The organism is Streptomyces sp., from assembly GCF_031181555.1.
Classification (GTDB): Bacteria; Actinomycetota; Actinomycetes; order Streptomycetales; family Streptomycetaceae; genus Streptomyces; species Streptomyces fimbriatus.
On the sequence record NZ_JAPSKQ010000101.1, the window covers coordinates 1 to 18105 of the forward strand.

At 71.8% G+C, this 18105-nt stretch carries 16 protein-coding genes; 3 read left to right on the forward strand and 13 right to left on the reverse strand.

Annotation, left to right across the window (positions count from 1 at the left end; translation table 11 throughout):
* The 7 genes from RIM90_RS20125 to RIM90_RS20155 form a co-directional block, all read right to left on the reverse strand.
* Window positions 1-1543: NADH-quinone oxidoreductase subunit G (locus RIM90_RS20125; RefSeq protein WP_309062126.1), on the reverse strand; the 1543-nt coding region annotated here is incomplete at its 3' end.
* A complete protein-coding gene (gene nuoF, locus RIM90_RS20130; protein WP_375165492.1) occupies window positions 1540-2889 on the reverse strand; it encodes an NADH-quinone oxidoreductase subunit NuoF in 1350 nt (449 codons plus the stop codon). The genes nuoF and RIM90_RS20125, both read right to left, overlap by 4 nt.
* Window positions 2889-3797 carry an NADH-quinone oxidoreductase subunit NuoE gene (gene nuoE, locus RIM90_RS20135; protein WP_309062128.1) on the reverse strand — a complete coding sequence of 303 codons (909 nt, stop codon included), beginning with the start codon at window positions 3795-3797 and terminating at the stop codon, window positions 2889-2891. Before nuoE ends, nuoF begins: the two co-directional genes overlap by 1 nt.
* Window positions 3794-5122 carry an NADH-quinone oxidoreductase subunit D gene (locus RIM90_RS20140; RefSeq protein ID WP_309062129.1) on the reverse strand — a complete coding sequence of 443 codons (1329 nt, stop codon included), beginning with the start codon at window positions 5120-5122 and terminating at the stop codon, window positions 3794-3796. Before RIM90_RS20140 ends, nuoE begins: the two co-directional genes overlap by 4 nt.
* A gap of 55 nt (window positions 5123-5177) precedes the next feature.
* Window positions 5178-5939, reverse strand: coding sequence for an NADH-quinone oxidoreductase subunit C (locus RIM90_RS20145; RefSeq protein ID WP_309062130.1), 762 nt, complete (start codon window positions 5937-5939; stop codon window positions 5178-5180).
* The gene (locus tag RIM90_RS20150) at window positions 5936-6490 is read right to left on the reverse strand and encodes an NADH-quinone oxidoreductase subunit B family protein (RefSeq protein WP_018528252.1); all 555 of its coding nucleotides are present in this window, start codon (window positions 6488-6490) and stop codon (window positions 5936-5938) included. Before RIM90_RS20150 ends, RIM90_RS20145 begins: the two co-directional genes overlap by 4 nt.
* A gap of 12 nt (window positions 6491-6502) precedes the next feature.
* Window positions 6503-6862, reverse strand: coding sequence for an NADH-quinone oxidoreductase subunit A (locus RIM90_RS20155; protein ID WP_003974383.1), 360 nt, complete (start codon window positions 6860-6862; stop codon window positions 6503-6505).
* Window positions 6863-7625: 763 nt separating this feature from the next.
* On the opposite strand from RIM90_RS20155, the gene RIM90_RS20160 reads away from it, so the two are divergent.
* The gene (locus RIM90_RS20160) at window positions 7626-8480 is read left to right on the forward strand and encodes a C40 family peptidase (RefSeq protein ID WP_309062131.1); all 855 of its coding nucleotides are present in this window, start codon (window positions 7626-7628) and stop codon (window positions 8478-8480) included.
* Window positions 8481-8881: 401 nt separating this feature from the next.
* Here RIM90_RS20160 and RIM90_RS20165 read toward each other — a convergent pair whose 3' ends face one another.
* Entirely contained in the window at window positions 8882-10216 is a 1335-nt protein-coding gene (locus RIM90_RS20165) for a geranylgeranyl reductase family protein (protein ID WP_309062132.1), read from the reverse strand.
* 48 nt (window positions 10217-10264) lie between these two features.
* On the opposite strand from RIM90_RS20165, the gene RIM90_RS20170 reads away from it, so the two are divergent.
* Both RIM90_RS20170 and RIM90_RS20175 read left to right on the forward strand, forming a co-directional pair.
* Complete coding sequence (locus tag RIM90_RS20170; protein WP_309062133.1) at window positions 10265-10771, forward strand: GNAT family N-acetyltransferase; 507 nt, start codon at window positions 10265-10267, stop codon at window positions 10769-10771.
* A 118-nt stretch (window positions 10772-10889) separates the two neighbouring features.
* Window positions 10890-11225: a PASTA domain-containing protein gene (locus RIM90_RS20175; protein ID WP_309062134.1), complete on the forward strand. Its 336-nt coding sequence runs from the start codon at window positions 10890-10892 to the stop codon at window positions 11223-11225.
* Here RIM90_RS20175 and RIM90_RS20180 read toward each other — a convergent pair.
* From RIM90_RS20180 to RIM90_RS20200, 5 genes are all read right to left on the reverse strand, one after another.
* Complete coding sequence (locus RIM90_RS20180) at window positions 11212-11907, reverse strand: demethylmenaquinone methyltransferase (RefSeq protein ID WP_309062135.1); 696 nt, start codon at window positions 11905-11907, stop codon at window positions 11212-11214. The two genes, RIM90_RS20175 and RIM90_RS20180, sit on opposite strands and share 14 nt — an antisense overlap.
* A gap of 90 nt (window positions 11908-11997) precedes the next feature.
* The gene (locus RIM90_RS20185) at window positions 11998-12648 is read right to left on the reverse strand and encodes a hypothetical protein (protein ID WP_309062136.1); all 651 of its coding nucleotides are present in this window, start codon (window positions 12646-12648) and stop codon (window positions 11998-12000) included.
* 15 nt (window positions 12649-12663) lie between these two features.
* On the reverse strand, window positions 12664-13863 hold the full coding sequence (gene mqnC / locus RIM90_RS20190; RefSeq protein WP_309062137.1) for a cyclic dehypoxanthinyl futalosine synthase: 1200 nt from the start codon (window positions 13861-13863) through the stop codon (window positions 12664-12666).
* Window positions 13864-13932: 69 nt separating this feature from the next.
* Entirely contained in the window at window positions 13933-14667 is a 735-nt protein-coding gene (locus RIM90_RS20195) for an A24 family peptidase (protein ID WP_309062138.1), read from the reverse strand.
* Between the two features lie 13 nt (window positions 14668-14680).
* Window positions 14681-17680, reverse strand: coding sequence for a BTAD domain-containing putative transcriptional regulator (locus RIM90_RS20200; RefSeq protein WP_309062139.1), 3000 nt, complete (start codon window positions 17678-17680; stop codon window positions 14681-14683).
* Between the last annotated feature and the right edge of the window lie 425 nt (window positions 17681-18105).

The window sequence follows — 18105 nt, forward strand, 5'->3', positions numbered from 1 at the left end:
GCCGGGCACCGGTCGCGGCGGCGGTCCGGACCGCCGCGGTCGGGCCGCCCCGCACACCCGCCAGCCGCTCGCCGACGACGATCACCGCGCCGTCGGTCCGCAGTGCCTCGGCGGCCCTGGCACCGTCGCCCTCCAGGCCGACGCCACTCGCGAGCGCGTCCAGCCATTCGGTCTCGGTGCCGGGAGCCGCCGGCAGCAGCGTGCCGCCGGCCTTCCGCAGACCGCGCGTGGCGTGCGTGGCCAGGGCGAAGGTCCTCTGCCCGTGCCTCCGCCAGGCCTTGCGCAGCCGCAGGAAGACGCCGGGCGCCTCCTCCTCCGACTCGAACCCGACCAGCAGGACGGCGGGCGCCTTCTCCAGCGACGTGTACGTGACGCCCGTGCCGTCGAGGTCGCGTCCGCGGCCGGCGACCTGCGCGGCGAGGAAGTCGGCCTCCTCGCTGCTGTGCACGCGCGCGCGGAAGTCGATGTCGTTGCTGTCGAGCGCCACGCGCGCGAACTTGCTGTAGGCGTAGGCGTCCTCGACGGTGAGCCGCCCGCCGGTGAGGACACCGGTGCGGCCCCGCGAGGCCAGCAGCCCCTGGGCCGCGATCTGCAGCGCGTCGGGCCACGAGGCGGGTTCCAGCTCGCCCTCCGCGTTGCGCACGAGCGGCGTCTCGAGGCGGTCCCGCAGCTGCGCGTACCGGAACGCGAAGCGTCCCTTGTCGCAGATCCACTCCTCGTTGACCTCGGGGTCCTCGGCGGCGAGCCGCCGCATGACCTTGCCGCGCCGGTGGTCGGTCCGGGTGGCGCAGCCGCCGGAGCAGTGCTCGCACACCGACGGCGAGGAGATCAGGTCGAAGGGGCGGGAGCGGAACCGGTAGGCCGCCGAGGTGAGCGCGCCGACCGGGCAGATCTGGATGGTGTTGCCGGAGAAGTACGACTCGAAGGGGTCGCCCTCACCGGTGCCGACCTGCTGCAGCGCACCCCGCTCGATCAGTTCGATCATCGGGTCGCCCGCGACCTGGTTGGAGAACCGGGTGCAGCGGGCGCACAGCACGCACCGCTCGCGGTCGAGCAGCACCTGTGTGGAGATCGGGACGGGCTTCTCGTAGGTCCGTTTCTTGCCCTCGAAGCGGGACTCGGCGTTGCCGTGCGACATCGCCTGGTTCTGCAGCGGGCACTCGCCGCCCTTGTCGCAGACCGGGCAGTCCAGCGGGTGGTTGATGAGCAGGAGCTCCATCACACCCTTCTGGGCCTTCTCGGCCACCGGCGAGGTCAGGTGGGTCCTCACCACCATCCCGTCGGTGCAGGTGATGGTGCAGGAGGCCATCGGCTTGCGCTGGCCCTCGACCTCGACGATGCACTGGCGGCAGGCGCCGGCCGGGTCGAGGAGGGGGTGGTCGCAGAACCGGGGGATCTCGATGCCGAGCTGTTCGGCGGCCCGGATGACCAGGGTGCCCTTGGGCACGCTGATCTCGATGCCGTCGATCGTCAGCGTGACGAGGTCCTCGGGCGGGACCGCCGCCTCTCCTCCGCCGGAGGGAGCGCTCGTGGTCACCGTCATGCGTTCACCTCCGTACGGTGGTCGGCCCAGGCCGTCGACCTGGCCGGGTCGAAGGGGCAGCCCCGGCCCGTGATGTGCTGCTCGTACTCCTCACGGAAGTACTTGAGCGAGGAGAAGATCGGCGAGGCGGCGCCGTCGCCGAGGGCGCAGAAGGACTTGCCGTTGATGTTGTCGGCGATGTCGTTCAGCTTGTCGAGGTCGGACATCCGGCCCTTGCCCGCCTCGATGTCGCGCAGCAGCTGGACGAGCCAGTACGTCCCCTCGCGGCAGGGCGTGCACTTGCCGCAGGACTCGTGGGCGTAGAACTCGGTCCAGCGGGTGACGGCGCGCACGACGCAGGTCGTCTCGTCGAAGCACTGCAGGGCCTTCGTGCCGAGCATGGAACCCGCGGCGCCCACTCCTTCGTAGTCGAGAGGGACGTCGAGGTGCTCGTCGGTGAACATCGGCGTCGAGGAGCCGCCCGGTGTCCAGAACTTCAGGCGGTGCCCGGGCCGCATGCCGCCGCTCATCTCGAGCAGCTGGCGCAGCGTGATGCCGAGCGGCGCCTCGTACTGGCCGGGGCTGGCGACGTGGCCGCTGAGCGAGTAGAGCGTGAAGCCCGGGGACTTCTCGCTGCCCATCGACCGGAACCATTCCTTGCCCCGGTTCAGGATCGCGGGAACCGACGCGATCGATTCGACGTTGTTCACCACAGTCGGGCACGCGTAGAGGCCCGCGACGGCGGGGAAGGGGGGACGGAGCCGCGGTTGACCGCGGCGGCCTTCGAGCGAGTCGAGCAGTGCGGTCTCCTCACCGCAGATGTACGCGCCCGCGCCCGCGTGCACGGTGAGTTCGAGATCGAGTCCGCTGCCCAGGATGTTCTCGCCGAGGAGGCCCGCCGCGTAGGCCTCGCGCACGGCCGCGTGCAACCGCCGCAGCACGGGGACGACCTCACCCCGCAGGTAGATGAAGGCGTGCGACGACCTGATCGCGTAACAGGCGATGACGATGCCCTCGATGAGGCTGTGCGGGTTCGCGAAGAGGAGCGGAATGTCCTTGCACGTTCCGGGCTCCGACTCGTCGGCGTTGACAACGAGATAGTGAGGCTTGCCGTCCCCCTGGGGAATGAACTGCCACTTCATTCCCGTCGGGAAGCCGGCGCCGCCGCGCCCGCGCAGACCGGAGTCCTTGACGTACGCGATGACGTCGTCCGGTGACATGGCGAGTGCCTTGCGCAGCCCCTCGTACCCCTCGTGCCTCCGGTAGACGTCCAGCGTCCAGGACTCGTCCTCGTCCCAGAAGGCCGACAGCACGGGTGCGAGCAGCTTCTGAGGGCTCATGTCCTTGAGTTCGGGTGCCAAGGTCATCACTTCCCCTCCTCGGCGACGGGTCCCGACGGACCGGCGGGGCGGGGCGAAGCCCCTCCGTCACGGGTGGTGGGCGACGGGTGGGCGGGGTCGGAGGCCGACGTGTCCTGTGGCGCGTCGTGCGAGCTGAGGTGCTCCGTCGGGGACGGCTCGTGCGGCGGGGTGTCCCGGGGGGCCTCGCCGCGCGGGTGCACCACGCGCGCGGGTGCGGCCTCCCCCTTGGCCAGCTTCAGGCCGACCAGGGAGGCGGGTCCCGCGCTTCCGGTGGCCTCGACGGCGCCCTCGCGCTCGTCGGGGAAACCGGCCAGGATCCGCGCCGTCTCCCTGAAGGTGCACAGGGGCGCCCCGCGGGTGGGCGCGACCGGGCGGCCGGCGCGCAGGTCGTCGACGAGGCGCTTGGCGCTCTGGGGGGTCTGGTTGTCGAAGAACTCCCAGTTGACCATCACCACCGGCGCGAAGTCGCAGGCCGCGTTGCACTCGATGTGCTCCAGGGTGACCTTGCCGTCGTCGGTGGTCTCGCCGTTGCCGACGCCCAGGTGTTCCTGGAGCTCCTCGAAGATCGCGTCGCCGCCCATGACGGCGCACAGGGTGTTGGTGCACACCCCGACCTGGTAGTCACCGCTCGGCTTGCGCCGGTACATGGTGTAGAAGGTGGCGACCGCGTTCACCTCGGCCGTGGTGAGGCCGAGCATGTCCGCGCAGAACTGCATCCCGGTGCGCGTGACGTGGCCCTCCTCCGCCTGCACGAGGTGCAGCAGCGGCAGGAGGGCGGACCGGGAGTCCGGGTAGCGGGCGATGACCTCGCGCGCGTCGGTCTCCAGCCGGGCCCGGACGTCGTCCGGGTAGGGGGGTGCGGGCAGTTCGGGCATGCCCAGGCTGACGCCCCGCTCCGAAGAAGAGGTGGTCACCGGTCGACGCCTCCCATCACGGGGTCGATGGACGCGACGGCGACGATGACGTCGGCGACCTGGCCGCCCTCGCACATCGCCGCCATGGCCTGAAGGTTGGTGAAGGACGGGTCGCGGAAGTGGACCCGGTAGGGGCGGGTGCCGCCGTCGGAGACGACGTGCGCGCCGAGCTCGCCCTTGGGTGACTCGACCGCCGTGTACGCCTGTCCCGGCGGGACGCGGAAACCCTCGGTGACCAGCTTGAAGTGGTGGATCAGGGCCTCCATGGAGGTGCCCATGATCTTCTTGATGTGGTCGAGGGAGTTGCCCAGTCCGTCCGGTCCCAGGGCGAGCTGGGCGGGCCAGGCGATCTTCTTGTCGGTGACCATGACCGGTCCGGGCTGGAGCCGGTCCAGGCACTGCTCGACGATGCGCAGCGACTGGCGCATCTCCTCCAGCCGGATCAGGAAGCGGCCGTAGGCGTCGCAGGTGTCGACGGTCGGGATCTCGAAGTCGTAGGTCTCGTATCCGCAGTACGGCTGGGCCTTGCGCAGGTCGTGCGGCAGACCCGCGGAGCGCAGGATCGGGCCGGTGGCGCCGAGGGCCATGCAGCCGGCCAGGTCCAGGTAGCCGATGTCCTGCATGCGGGCCTTGAAGATGGGGTTCCCGGTGGCGAGCTTGTCGTACTCCTGGAGGTTCTTCCTCATCTTCTTCACGAACTCGCGGATGTGGTCCACCGCGCCGGGCGGCAGGTCCTGGGCGAGTCCGCCGGGGCGGATGTACGCGTGGTTCATCCGCAGGCCCGTGATGAGCTCGTAGATGTCGAGGATGAGCTCACGGTCGCGGAAGCCGTAGATCATGATCGTGGTGGCGCCGAGCTCCATGCCGCCGGTGGCGATGCACACCAGGTGGGAGGAGAGCCGGTTCAGCTCCATCAGGAGCACGCGGATGACCGAGGCGCGGTCGGGTACCTGGTCCTCGATGCCGAGGAGCTTCTCCACCGCGAGGCAGTACGCCGTCTCGTTGAAGAACGACGTCAGGTAGTCCATCCGCGTCACGAACGTGGTGCCCTGGGTCCACGTCCGGTACTCGAGGTTCTTCTCGATGCCGGTGTGGAGGTAGCCGATGCCGCAGCGGGCCTCGGTGACGGTCTCCCCGTCGATCTCCAGGATCAGGCGGAGCACGCCGTGGGTGGACGGGTGCTGCGGACCCATGTTGACGACGATGCGCTCGTCGTCGGTCCGGGCCGCGGTCTGGACGACCTCGTCCCAGTCACCGCCGGTGACCGTGTAGACGGTGCCCTCGGTGGTCTCGCGCGCCGAAGCGGCGGACGCGGATGTGGTCATCACAGCCTCCCGAAGGGAGTCGTTGAGGGGTGGTGGTCGGGCGACGGGCGGGCGCTCACGAGTACGACCTCCGCTGGTCCGGAGCCGGGATCTGGGCGCCCTTGTACTCGACGGGGATGCCGCCGAGGGAGTAGTCCTTGCGCTGCGGATGGCCCTGCCAGTCGTCCGGCATCATGATCCGCGTCAGGGCCGGGTGACCGTCGAAGACGATGCCGAAGAAGTCGTACGTCTCGCGCTCGTGCCAGTCGTTCGTCGGGTAGACCGAGAACAGCGACGGGATGTGCGGGTCGCTGTCGGGCGCGCTGACCTCCAGGCGGATCAGCCGGTTGTGGGTGATCGAGCGCAGGTGGTAGACGGCGTGCAGTTCGCGGCCCTTGTCGTTCGGGTAGTGCACGCCGCTGACGCCGGTGCACAGCTCGAAGCGCAGCGCCGGGTCGTCGCGCAGGGTGCGGGCGACGCGGACCAGGTGCTCGCGTTCGATGTGGAAGGTGAGTTCGCCGCGGTCGACGACCGTCTTCTCGATGGCGTTCTCGGGGAGCAGTCCCTGCTCCTCCAGCGCGCCCTCCAGTTCGTCGGCGACCTCGTCGAACCAGCCGCCGTAGGGGCGGGCCGCCGGCCCCGGGAGCCGGACCGAGCGGACCAGGCCGCCGTAGCCGGAGGTGTCGCCGCCGTTGTTGGCGCCGAACATGCCGCGCTGGACGCGGATCTCCTCGCCGCCCTGGCCCCGCTGGCCGGGGAGGTTCTCGGCGGAGAGTTCCTTCTCGGGGTTGACCCCGTTGCCGTTCGCGTCACGCGGGGTGTCGTTCGCGTCGCTCATCGCAGCAGCCCCTTCATCTCGATCGTGGGCAGGGCCTTGAGCGCCGCCTCCTCCGCCTCGCGGGCCGCCTCCTCGGCGTTCACGCCGAGCTTGGAGCTCTGGATCTTCTGGTGGAGCTTGAGGATGGCGTCCATCAGCATCTCGGGCCGGGGCGGACAGCCGGGGAGGTAGATGTCGACCGGGACGATGTGGTCGACGCCCTGGACGATCGCGTAGTTGTTGAACATGCCGCCCGAGGAGGCGCAGACCCCCATGGAGATCACCCACTTGGGGTTCGGCATCTGGTCGTAGACCTGCCGCAGCACGGGCGCCATCTTCTGGCTGACCCGGCCGGCGACGATCATGAGGTCCGCCTGCCGCGGTGAGCCGCGGAAGACCTCCATGCCGAAGCGCGCCAGGTCGTAGCGGCCGGCGCCGGTGGTCATCATCTCGATGGCACAGCAGGCGAGGCCGAACGTGGCGGGGAAGACGGACGACTTGCGCACCCAGCCCGCGGCCTGTTCGACGGTGGTCAGCAGGAAGCCGCTCGGCAGTTTTTCTTCGAGTCCCATGTCAAAGGCCCCTCAGTCCCATTCCAGGCCGCCGCGCCGCCATACGTACGCGTACGCGACGAAGACGGTGAGCACGAAGAGCAGCATCTCCACGAGCCCGAAGATCCCCAGGGCGTCGAAGGTGACGGCCCAGGGGTAGAGGAAGACGATCTCGATATCGAAGATGATGAAGAGCATCGCCGTCAGGTAGTACTTGATGGGGAAGCGCCCGCCGCCGGCCGGCGTGGGGGTCGGCTCGATGCCGCACTCGTAGGCCTCGAGCTTGGCGCGGTTGTACCGCTTCGGACCGATCAGCGTGGCCATGACCACGGAGAAGATCGCAAAGCCTGCCCCGAGGGCTCCCAGTACGAGGATGGGCGCATACGCGTTCACCGCTCCTCGCTCCTCTCAGTCGGCATTGACTGCATGGGGGTCCCCCCTGGTCGAGCGAAGCCGAGACCTTGGGGGAGGTCGTGCGTCGGACTCACTTCCGTCTCACCGGTCCCTCGAACCACGCCCGCCCCGGCGAAGATCGAGAACATGTGAAGCAGGTCACAAGCCCAACCGCTCCGCATCTTATGCCCGCCGGTCTGTGATCTGCGACACGGGGTATCCCACAAGCTTTGTGATCTCCACCACCTGACGAACGATCATGAAGTCGGATGAGCGTCGATCTTCATACGCGAAGCGTTCGCGTGATCACGAACCGTGACATTTTGTCTCGTCGGTGCAGGCCAGAAGGGGCGTCTCCATATCAAGATGCTTCTCTTGCATGCAAATTGGTGCTGGACTCGATCTCTTGATAGAGGCGCGTTCACACGTCGGAGGGGGCGCGAGGCGCGATGTGGACACGTGCACGCGTTCACGAAGTCCCCGCGCCGTGATCCGGCCGTGACCAACCCGGCGGGACGCGGTGACGGGGGCGGCCGTTCCGTGACCTCCGTCACGTTCATGAGAGGCCGATGAGAAGGGGGCTTGGCCAATCGGTCCAACCGGTGGTAGGCGGAGGGCAATTCGGGCGTAATGATGAAAGACCGTGATCACAGGCCGATCACGGGCCGCCCGCAATGTCCGTTACGGCGTCAATGGAGGGCGACACGCCCGGGATTCGGGGCTCGATTGAACAACTGTGGCGCAGCACACGTTTCTTGAAGATATGAAGGAGCCCCTGGTACCGGTTGTTCCCATGTCCCACACCGCTCACATACGCAGCCACCGGAAGCCCCGCCGTACCGCGCAGTCCGCGCTCGCCGTGCGGGCCGGAGTTGCCGGTGGCGTCCTCAGCACCCTGGCAGTGGCCGGGGCGTCGGGTTCGGCGAACGCCGCCGAGCCGGTGACGCAGACCCTCGAACTGCCCACCCTGACGGCCGACCTGGCCGCTCAGGTCGCCCAGTCCGCGGACGCCACCCAGCAGGCCGCCGCGAACTACCAGCTGCAGGCCGAGCGTGACGCGGCCGCCGCCCAGGCCGCCAAGGAGGCCAAGGCGGACCTCGCCGAGGCCAAGAAGAAGGCCGAGGCGAAGAAGAAGGCGGCGGAGGAGGCCCGCAAGGCCGCCGCCGAGCGTGCCGCGCGCGACGCCGAGCGCGCCACCCTGACCGCCTCCGCCTCCGCTTCCGCTTCCGTCTCCACCGGCACGACGGCCTCCGCGCCGGCCAGCGGCAGCGTCGCGACCGTCATCTCCTTCCTCAAGGCGCAGGTGGGCGACGCCTACGTCATGGGTGCCACGGGCCCCAACGCCTGGGACTGCTCGAGCCTGGTGCAGGCCGCGTTCCGCCAGGTCGGTGTCGACCTGCCGCGCGTGTCGCAGGACCAGTCGATGGTCGGCACCGACATCCCGCTGTCCCAGATCCAGGTCGGCGACATCCTCTACTGGGGCGGCAAGGGCTCCGCGTACCACGTGGGTGTCTACATCGGCAACGGCCAGTACCTGGACGCCGCCAACTCCGCCAAGGGCGTCGTCATCCAGGACCTGTCCGGCTACCCCGCCTCGGGTGCCGTGCGCGTGCTCTGAGCCGCGCTCACACGGGCTGAAGGGCCGCTGCCGCTCGGGGCAGCGGCCCTCCCCGGTTCACATCCGGGCCTCTCCGGGGCACTCCGGGCATTCCGCTCCGCCGGGTTCCGCCCGCGACGCCCCACGGGCCGCACCCCTCGGGGCACGCCCCCCGTGCCTCATGCCTCCCGGGTCACGCCCCGTGCCTCACGCCTCGCGCACCACCGGCCAAGATCACCCGATTGCCCGGATTGTCCCGCGCTCGGCGCGCGTTGGCGGACCGATACGCGTCGGCGGCACGGCGCGGGAGCCCCGTGGCGGCCCCTCACGGCGCCCGCGCAGACGCCGGCGGCCGGAATTGCCCGCCCCTCGGCTCCGGCCGCCCACAGCGCCTCTCACGGCTCCCGCGTGCGCGGGGCGCGTCACGCCTTCGGCGCCACCTTGCTCAGGCCGTTGATGATGCGGTCCATCGCGTCACCGCCCGTCGGGTCCGTCAGGTTGGCGAGCAGCTTCAGGGTGAACTTCATCAGCAGCGGGTGCGTCAGGCCGCGCTGGGCGGCGATCTGCATGACCTTCGGGTTGCCGATGAGCTTCACGAAGGCGCGGCCGAGCGTGTAGTAGCCGCCGTAGGTGTCCTTCAGGACGCGCGGGTAGCGCCGGAGGGCGATCTCCCGCTGGGCCGGCGTGGCACGCGCGTGTGCCTGCACGATGACGTCGGCGGCGATCTGCCCGGACTCCATGGCGTAGGCGATGCCCTCGCCGTTGAACGGGTTCACCAGGCCGCCCGCGTCACCGACGAGCAGCAGCCCGCGCGTGTAGTGCGGCTGGCGGTTGAACGCCATGGGGAGCGCGGCGCCGCGGATCGGGCCGGTCATGTTGTCCGGCGTGTAGCCCCAGTCCTCCGGCATCGAGGCGCACCAGGCCTTGAGGACCTCGCGCCAGTCCAGCTCCTTGAAGGACTCCGAGGTGTTGAGCACGCCGAGGCCGACGTTGCTCGTCCCGTCGCCCATGCCGAAGATCCAGCCGTAGCCGGGCAGCAGGCGGTCCTGCGGGCCGCGGCGGTCCCACAGCTCCAGCCAGGACTCCAGGTAGTCGTCGTCGTGGCGCGGCGAGGTGAAGTACGTGCGCACCGCGACGCCCATCGGCCGGTCCTCGCGGCGGTGCAGGCCCATCGCCAGGGACAGCCGGGTGGAGTTGCCGTCGGCGGCCACCACCAGCGGGGCATGGAAGGTGACCTCCCGCTTCTCCTCGCCCAGCTTGGCCTTCACGCCCGTGATGCGCCCGGTGCGGTCGTCGACGACCGGGGCGCTCACGTTGCAGCGCTCGTAGAGCCGCGCGCCCGCCTTCTGCGCCTGCCGGGCGAGCTGCTCGTCGAAGTCGTCGCGCTTGCGGACAAGTCCGTAGTCGGGGAAGGAGGCGAGATCGGGCCAGTCCAGCTGGAGGCGGACGCCGCCGCCGATGATGCGCAGGCCCTTGTTGCGCAGCCAGCCGGCCTCCTCGGAGACGTCGATGCCCATCGACACCAGCTGCTTCACGGCGCGCGGGGTGAGGCCGTCGCCGCAGACCTTCTCCCGCGGGAACTCGGTCTTCTCCAGCAGGAGCACGTCGAGTCCGGCCCTGGCCAGGTGGTACGCGGTGGTGGAGCCGGCCGGCCCCGCGCCTACGACAATGACGTCAGCGGTGTTGTCGGAGAGGGGCTCGGTCACGGCGGGATCTCCCCAAGGTTCGAAATCTGCGTGCCGACCGGCACTGGACATGGGCAGTCTATGCAGCAGAATCGATCACCCGGCTGAAGGGCTGCCCCCGTGAACCGAGCGCTCCCCGCTGTACGGCTCCGTGTCCCCACCCACGAGGACGCCGTCGCCTGGCACCGGATCTTCGACGACCCGGAGGTCATGGAGTTCCACGGAGGCGCGTCGGCGGAGCTGTCGGTCTACGAGGAGCTCACCGCCCGCCAGCGCCGGCACGACGCCGAACTCGGCTTCTGCCTGTGGACCGTGCTCGGCGCGTCCGGCGACGTCATCGGCTTCACGGGTGCCCAGCCGTGGGAGCGGGACTGGGGCCCCACGGGCGAGATCGAGATCGGCTGGCGGCTCGCGCGGGAGCACTGGGGCAAGGGGTACGTCACCGCGGCGGCGCTGCAGACGCTGGAGCGCGTGCGCGCGGCGGGCCCGAAGAGCGTGGTGGCGATGGTGGACGCCCGCAACACCCGCTCGATAGCGGTCACTCGGCGGCTGGGGATGCGCCTCGCCGAGACGTTCACGACGCCGGTCTCGCAGCGGGAGGGCCACTGCTACCGGCTGGACCTGTAGAACGACCGAGACCCGTCACAGCGAGTGACGGATTGTCACGGAACGCCACGTGATGCTTCCGGTGGCCGCCCGCGCGGGTTTACCCTGCCGGTACCGCTGGGGGGTGACGTCCGTGCGCATGACACCCAGGACACCCGAAGTGCGCGTGCCGCGTCTGGTCGGTCTGATGGCCGTGGACGCGCGCGAGTCGGCCCGGGCACGCGGCCTGGTCCTCGTCGCGCCGGACCGGCCGGACTTCCACCTCACCGTCGTCGACCACGTCGTACGCCAGTACCCGCGGCCCGGCACCGAGGTGCCGCGGGACTCCCCGGTCCACGTGTGGTTCGACTTCGGTGAGGGGGACGGCGGCGGAGGGGTGCGCGAGCCGCGCGGGCCCGCGCCGCCCGCCGGCGGACTCCAGCGGGAACTGGAGGAGCCGCGCGGCCCCGGCACGGCGGTCCTCAGCCGTCCTTGAAGCCCCGGTGCAGCGCCACGACACCGCCGGTCAGGTTGCGCCACGCCACCTTCGACCAGCCGGCCCCCCGCAGCCGTTCGGCCAGGGCGGGCTGGTCGGGCCAGGCGCGGATGGACTCGGCGAGGTAGACGTACGCCTCCGGGTTGGACGACACCGCGCGGGCGACCGGCGGCAGCGCGCGCATCAGGTACTCGGTGTAGACGGTGCGGAACGGCGTCCACGTCGGGTGCGAGAACTCGCAGATGACGATCCGCCCGCCGGGCCGGGTCACCCGGTGCATCTCGCGCAGCGCGGTGTCGAAGTCCTGCACGTTGCGCAGCCCGAAGGAGATGGTGACGGCGTCGAACGTGCCGTCCTTGAACGGCAGCCGCGTCGCGTCGCCGGCCGTGAACGGCAGCCAGGCGTGCCGCTGCTTGCCGACCCGGAGCATGCCGAGGGAGAAGTCGCACGGGACGACGTAGGCGCCGGTGCGGGCGTACGGCAGCGACGAGGTCGCCGTCCCGGCGGCCAGGTCGAGGACCTTCTGCGCGGGCCTGGCGTCGACCGCCTTCGCGACCTCCTTGCGCCACAGCCGCGCCTGCCCGAGGGACAGCACGTCGTTCGTCAGGTCGTACCGTTCCGCCACGCCGTCGAACATCGAGGCGACTTCGTGCGGCTGCTTGTCCAGGGATGCGCGGGTCACGGGCCCATTCTTGCAGCCCCCGTTCCCGGTGCTCCTCCCGGCCGAGGCGGGCGGGGCGTTCGGGAAGGCGTCGGGGCGTTCGCGGGCCGATCAGCGCCGGCGGTGCACCAGGCGCCCGGCGACGACCGTCGCCACGCAGGTCCCGGCCCCGCGTTCGGCGAGCGCCGCCGCGTCGGGGACGTCGAAGACCGCGAACGTCGCCGCCGTGCCGTCCGCGCCGTCCGGGGGAAGGGGCAGCAGGATCGCCTCCGCCGGGCTCCGCCCCGCGAGGGGGTCGAGGGCCGCCGGGCCGGCGGGCTCCCCGAAGCGCTGCTCCACGCTCAGCCCCGCCCGGTGCACGGCGTCCACGACGGCGGGCCGCCGCAGGTCGCCCGCCACGGCGACGACACCGTGCGCCAGCAGCCGCTGGACGCCGCGCCGCGCGCTCGCGCCCCAACGGGCCTCGGTCATGCCGAGCCGCGCGAGGGCTTCGCCGGTGAGCGGCTCGGTGCCCAGTTCGCCGGCCTCGCGCGGGTCCGGGTGGTAGGCCTGCTCCAGCAGTTCGGGGCCGTACGGGTTGAGCAGCCCCGGCGTGAGCACCCCCGGCCAGCGCCGGGTGCGCGCGGTCGGGTGGGCGGCCGCCAGCTCCTCGTACGGGCCGACGGCCGCCAGCTTCCGGCCGTTCACGAGCACGGCGCCGTCCGGCAGGGCGGGCCGCCGGTCCCCGGGGACCAGCAGGTCCGCCGCGTGGATCGTCAGCACGTCGGCACCGGCGGGTCAGTTGGGGGCCAGGAGCTTCAGCTCCGGGTGGGCCGTGCCGCCCTCGATGGCCGTGGAGGAGATGTGGGAGACCACGCGGTCGTCGACGGGGTCGTTCGCCGGGTCGTCGTGCACGACGAGGTGCTCGTACGTCGTCGACCGCTGGGCGGGCACCCGGTCCGCCTTGCGGATCAGGTCGATGATCTCCAGCCGGTTGGAGCGGTGCTTGGCGCCGGCCGAGGACACGACGTTCTCCTCCAGCATGATCGAGCCGAGGTCGTCCGCGCCGTAGTGCAGGGAGAGCTGGCCGACCTCCTTGCCGGTGGTCAGCCAGGAGCCCTGGATGTGGGCCACGTTGTCGAGGAACAGGCGGGCGATGGCGATCATCCGCAGGTACTCGAAGAGGGTGGCCTGGGTGCGGCCCTTCAGGTGGTTGTTCTCGGGCTGGTAGGTGTACGGGATGAAGGCGCGGAAACCGCCCGTGCGGTCCTGCACGTCCCGGATCATCCGCAGGTGCTCGATGCGCTCGGCGTTGGTCTCGCCGGTGCCCATCAGCATGGTGGACGTGGACTCGACACCGAGGTTGTGCGCGATCTCCATGATCTCCAGCCAGCGCTCGCCGGACTCCTTCAGCGGCGCGATGGCCTTGCGCGGCCGCTCCGGGAGCAGCTCGGCGCCGGCACCGGCGAAGGAGTCGAGCCCGGCCGCGTGGATCCGGGTGATCGCCTCCTCGACGCTCACCCCCGAGATCCGCGCCATGTGCTCGACCTCGCTCGCCCCCAGGCTGTGGATGACGAGCTGCGGGAACTCCCTCTTGATGGCGGCGAAGTGCTTCTCGTAGTACTCGACGCCGTAGTCCGGGTGGTGGCCGCCCTGGAACATGATCTGCGTGCCGCCGAGCTCGACGGTCTCGGCGCAGCGCCGCAGGATGTCGTCGAGGTCGCGGGTCCAGCCCTTGGCGGTGTCCTTGGGCGCGGCGTAGAAGGCGCAGAACCTGCACGCCGTGACGCACACGTTCGTGTAGTTGATGTTCCGCTCGATGATGTACGTCGCGATGTGCTCGGTACCGGCGTACCGGCGGCGGCGTACGGCGTCGGCGGCGGCGCCCAGCGCGTGCAACGGGGCGTCGCGGTAGAGGTCGAGGGCCTCTTCGGGGGTGATCCGCCCACCGGCGGCGGCACGGTCGAGGATGGGCTGAAGGTCGGCCTTCTCGGTCACCGGCGTCCCTTTCGTAAGGGGTGTGGACAGACCGGCCCAGCGTACGCCAGGGCCTTTGCGGGTCCGACGTCAGGCCGCGTACGCGCCGATCAGCAGCCCGGCGAAGGCGCCGGTGACGAGGAACGGCCCGAACGGGATGGCCGTCTTGCGCCCCGCCCGCCGCAGGGCGACGAGGGCACCCCCGTACAGCGCCCCGAACAGGAACCCGGCGAAGGTGCCGAGCATGACGGCCGGCCAGCCGTACCAGCCGAGGACGGCGCCCGCGCCCAGGGCGAGCTTCACGTCGCCGAAGCCCATGCCGTTCGGGTTGACGAGGAACAGCACGAAGTAGCCGGCGCCGAGCGCGAGCGCGCCCAGCAGGGCGGTCGTCCACTCCCCCGCGTGCCCGGGGACGAGGGCGACCGGGCCCAGCAGGACGAGGGCGGCTCCGGCGAAGGGAAGGGTGAGCGGGTCGGGCAGCCGCTGCACCCGGAGGTCGACGACCGCGAGCAGCACGCCGACGGGCGCGAGCAGCAGCCACACCGCCAGCTCGGGCCGGGCCCCGGTGGCGGCGGCGAGGGCGGCGCAGACGAGGGCGGTGACGACGGCGGGAGCGGCACCGGGCCCGTACGACGGCCCCGCGCACCGCCCGCACCCGGCCCGTCCGAGCCAGCCCGTGACGGGGTGCCCCGCCGGACACGCCGTCCGCCACCCCTCCCCCGGCGGGACGGAGAACCGGTAGGCCGCGCGCGGCAGCACCACGCCCGTCGCCGCGCCCCACAGCGCGGCGGCGGCGATCAGCAGGACGTACAGGCCGTCGCTCATCCCGCCGGGCCGCTCATCCGGCCGCCGCGACCGCGTCGCGCCACGTCGGCAGCAGTTCGTCGAGCAGCGCCTCGGTGCGCGGCGGCAGCCCGCGGGCGCCGCTGCGGCCGATGAGGTCGGCGGCGAGGGCGGTCAGCCGCTCGGGGTCGCCGAGGGCGTGGGTGGCGCGCAGCAGCTCGTTCCACAGCCGCTCGTCGGCCGGGGCGGTGCGCAGCGCGGCGTCGAGCGCCTCGATGGCCTTCTCCGCGCGGTTCTTCTCCATGTGGAACGCGGAGAGCGCGAGCCCGGTGTCCGCGACGAGCAACGGGAGCTGGGCGTCGATGATCTCGTGGGTGAGCCAGCGGTAGCGGCCCTCGGGCCGGTCGGCGAGCAGCGGCCCGCGCACCAGCACCAGCGCGTCGGTGAGCAGCCGCCCGCGCACGGCCCGGCTGTCGACGCCCCTGCCCTGGGTGGCCTCGTAGTACAGCGACCGCAGCACGTCCAGGTCGGAGACGACGGACTTGGCGAGGGTGAGCCGCCCGGTGTCGTCCGTGCCGAGGCGGGGCGTGCCGTCGGGGTCGGTGCCGAGCCAGGCGCGCAACCGCTCGACGAGCGCCTCGCGCACGTCGTCGGTGACGCCGCGCGGCCACAGCGCGGAGGACAGCACGCGCGGGTGCACGCCCTCGCGGTGCAGGAGCAGCAGCGCGAGCGCCTCGTGGAGCAGGGCGCTGCGCTCGCCGTCCGGGGCGTCGAGGCCGATGATCTCGTACGGGCCGACGAGACGGGCGTAGACCGCCGGCCGCCCCTGCTCGCTGATGTCGACGAGGAACGGCGGGGTGTTGCCCGGTCCGTCGGGCCCGCGCTCGGGGTCGGCCTCGACGAACAGCTCGACGACCGCGCGCTGCTGGGCGGCGGGCAGCAGCTGGGCGTCGAGTTCGAGGCCGAGCAGCGGGGCGAGCAGCTTGCCCTCGCCGGTGATCTCCATCTCCCAGGCGGCGCCCGGCAGGTCACCGCTCTCGGTACCGACGAGGTAGCCGATGCCGAGGCGGCCGGCGTCGGCGGCGAGTTCGGCGAGCCGGAGGGCGTCCTCGGCGGACGGCTCGGCGGCGAGCAGCACGAGGTGCGGGGCCCAACGGGTGTGCTGGGCCGGTCCGGTGCGCCCGGTGAGGACGGAGTCGTGCCCGGCGGCCCCCAGCGCGCCCCGCCGCTGCCGCGTCTCGGCCTCCATGGTCTCCAGCAGCGCCTCGATGCCGTCGAGGTGGCGCAGCCGGCTGGGCGCGAGCGCGGTGAGGTCCTCGCCGAAGCCGACGAGGGTGATGGTCATCCGGTCCGACCACCCGTTGGTGGCCAACTCGGCGGCGACGGAGGCGAACACGGCGGCCCGGTCGTCCGCACGGCCGCTCAGCGAGACGATGCCGGGGACCGACTCCAGGTTGAGCAGCAGCCGCGAGCCGTCCATGGTGCCGAGGCTGACGAGCCCCGGGTAGGGGGCGGCGGTGTCGACGTCCTCGTACCGCTCGGCGTCGTCCTTGGCGAGCATCCAGAACGTCTGGTCCTGGCCGAGCTGCCAGGGCGTCGGCGGCTTCCCGGACGGCTGGGCGAGCTGGAGGTGCAGGTCGCCGTTGCTGAGCCAGGCCGCGTAGACGGTCGGCAGGGGCCGCGACTCGGCGGCGAGGGAGGCGGCGAGCCCGCGCAGCGACCGGTCGAGCAGCCGCACGCCCTCGGGATCGGCACCGACGAGCAGCGCGTCCTGGGCGTCCTGGGCGTCCCCGGCCGGCGTGGGCGGCTCCATCCCGCGCCGCCCGCCGATGCCGCCGAACGCCGACTGCCACAGCGCCTGCCGGCGCCGGTGCCCGAGGGCGCCGAGGAGGCCGGCGGCGAGGAGCGGGGCGGCGAGCAGGGCCTCGGGCAGGCCGAAGGAGGAGGCGTCCTGGGCGGGGGCGGCGTGCTGCGGGGCGGGCTGCTGCCGGTGACCGGAGTTCTCGGGGGCGGGGGCGGGCCGCTGTTCGAGCACGGAGACGTGGGCGGCACCCCCGCCGCTGCCCTGGGCGTGGTCACCGCTCCCCCGGGCGTGGTCCCCGGTCTTGGCGTAGTCGTGGATCTGCTGCCGCACCTCCGGCGAGACCTCGGGCGCCTCGTCGGGCATCTCGACGAGGTCGCCGCCGCGGGCGTCACCGGGCATCTCCATGATCCAGCCGGGCCGGATCAGGCTGGCCTCGGACAGCTTGGAACCGTCCGGCTGGATACGGTCCTTGTTGAGGTCGAAGATCTCCTTGTACCGGCGTCCGTCACCGAGGTGCCGCTCGGCGATCTCCCAGAGGGAGTCGTGGTGGCGCCCCTCGGGCGGCTGGATCCGGTAGAACTTCGTGTCGCCCTGCCGCTTGGCGCCGCCGCCCCCCGCGTCGGCGTGCGCGGCGGCCTGGGACGCCTGCTCGGCGAGGACGGCCGCGGTACCGGCGGCCTGCTCCTGCTGCTGGGCGAAGATCCCCGGCGTCTGCTGGGCGGCGGCGACGGTGGGCCGCTGGTTCCCCTCAAGACTCTGCCCGAGCTGGCTCAGCCCCGGCGTGAAGCTGCCCGCGGCGGCGCCGACGAGCAGCAGCGCGGCGACGAGCTGCCGGGCGAGCAGCTGACTGGGCCCGGCCCCCGGCACCCGCCCCGGCACGCCCACCCCGGACAGCGCGGCCTTCGTCTCGACGAGCACGCAGGCGGTGAACTGGGCCCAGGCGAGCCAGACGACGAAGGTGAGGATGTCCAGGAAGGTCGAGACGGAGAGGTCCTTCTTGAGCCACTCCATCGGCTCGAACGAGCTCGGGAGCGGCCAGCCGGCCGTCATCGCCAGCGCGAGCGGCACCCCGACGACCAGGACGAGCAGCGCCACGAAGGCGAGGAACGCCTTGACGAAGTCCCCGAACGTCCGCCGCCGCACCCGCACCGGCTGCGGCGTCCGGTTCCGCGGAGCGGCCGCCCCGGCGGCCGGGCCCCCGGTCGGGTTCCCCGTCGAGCTTGACGAGCTGGAGGTGCGGCGTCGCGGCATGGCGGGTGTCCTGGGTCGTGTGTGGGAGGAGACGGGGTGCGGTGGTGGAGACGACGGAGGTGATGAAGGGCGTACCGAACTACGGAGATCTTATTGACTCGTACGGGCGCCGTCGAAGGGCGGAGGCTCCGTCACCCCCTGCGCACCCGGCGAACTCCGCAGCATCCCACCCCTTCGCAACAGCCACGCCGCACTCCCGCGTCCCCCACACAATCCGCCGATCACCTCACAAGTCCCCCTCACCCGCCCTTGATAGCGTCGTTCCCCGTTGCACACCGCCGACAACAGGGGGAACGTCCGTGGCCCGCCGAGCTCTGCCCGTCACCGCAGCCGCGCTCACCGCGACAGCGGCACTGCTCCTCTCCGCCTGCGGCGGGGACGGCGACGGGTCGTCGTCCGACGACATCAAGGGGGCGGACGCGGGG

What these genes read in the sequence shown, in the direction of transcription:
- RIM90_RS20150 (WP_018528252.1), bottom strand. Translation starts at nt 6,490, where the DNA reads ATGGGACTCGAAGAAAAACTGCCGAGCGGCTTCCTGCTGACCACCGTC.
- RIM90_RS20200 (WP_309062139.1), bottom strand. Translation starts at nt 17,680, where the DNA reads ATGCCGCGACGCCGCACCTCCAGCTCGTCAAGCTCGACGGGGAACCCG.
- RIM90_RS20195 (WP_309062138.1), bottom strand. Translation starts at nt 14,667, where the DNA reads ATGAGCGACGGCCTGTACGTCCTGCTGATCGCCGCCGCCGCGCTGTGG.
- RIM90_RS20145 (WP_309062130.1), bottom strand. Translation starts at nt 5,939, where the DNA reads ATGAGCGACGCGAACGACACCCCGCGTGACGCGAACGGCAACGGGGTC.
- RIM90_RS20160 (WP_309062131.1), top strand. Translation starts at nt 7,626, where the DNA reads ATGAAGGAGCCCCTGGTACCGGTTGTTCCCATGTCCCACACCGCTCAC.
- RIM90_RS20165 (WP_309062132.1), bottom strand. Translation starts at nt 10,216, where the DNA reads ATGTCCAGTGCCGGTCGGCACGCAGATTTCGAACCTTGGGGAGATCCC.
- nuoF (WP_375165492.1), bottom strand. Translation starts at nt 2,889, where the DNA reads ATGACCTTGGCACCCGAACTCAAGGACATGAGCCCTCAGAAGCTGCTC.
- RIM90_RS20140 (WP_309062129.1), bottom strand. Translation starts at nt 5,122, where the DNA reads ATGACCACATCCGCGTCCGCCGCTTCGGCGCGCGAGACCACCGAGGGC.
- RIM90_RS20175 (WP_309062134.1), top strand. Translation starts at nt 10,890, where the DNA reads ATGACACCCAGGACACCCGAAGTGCGCGTGCCGCGTCTGGTCGGTCTG.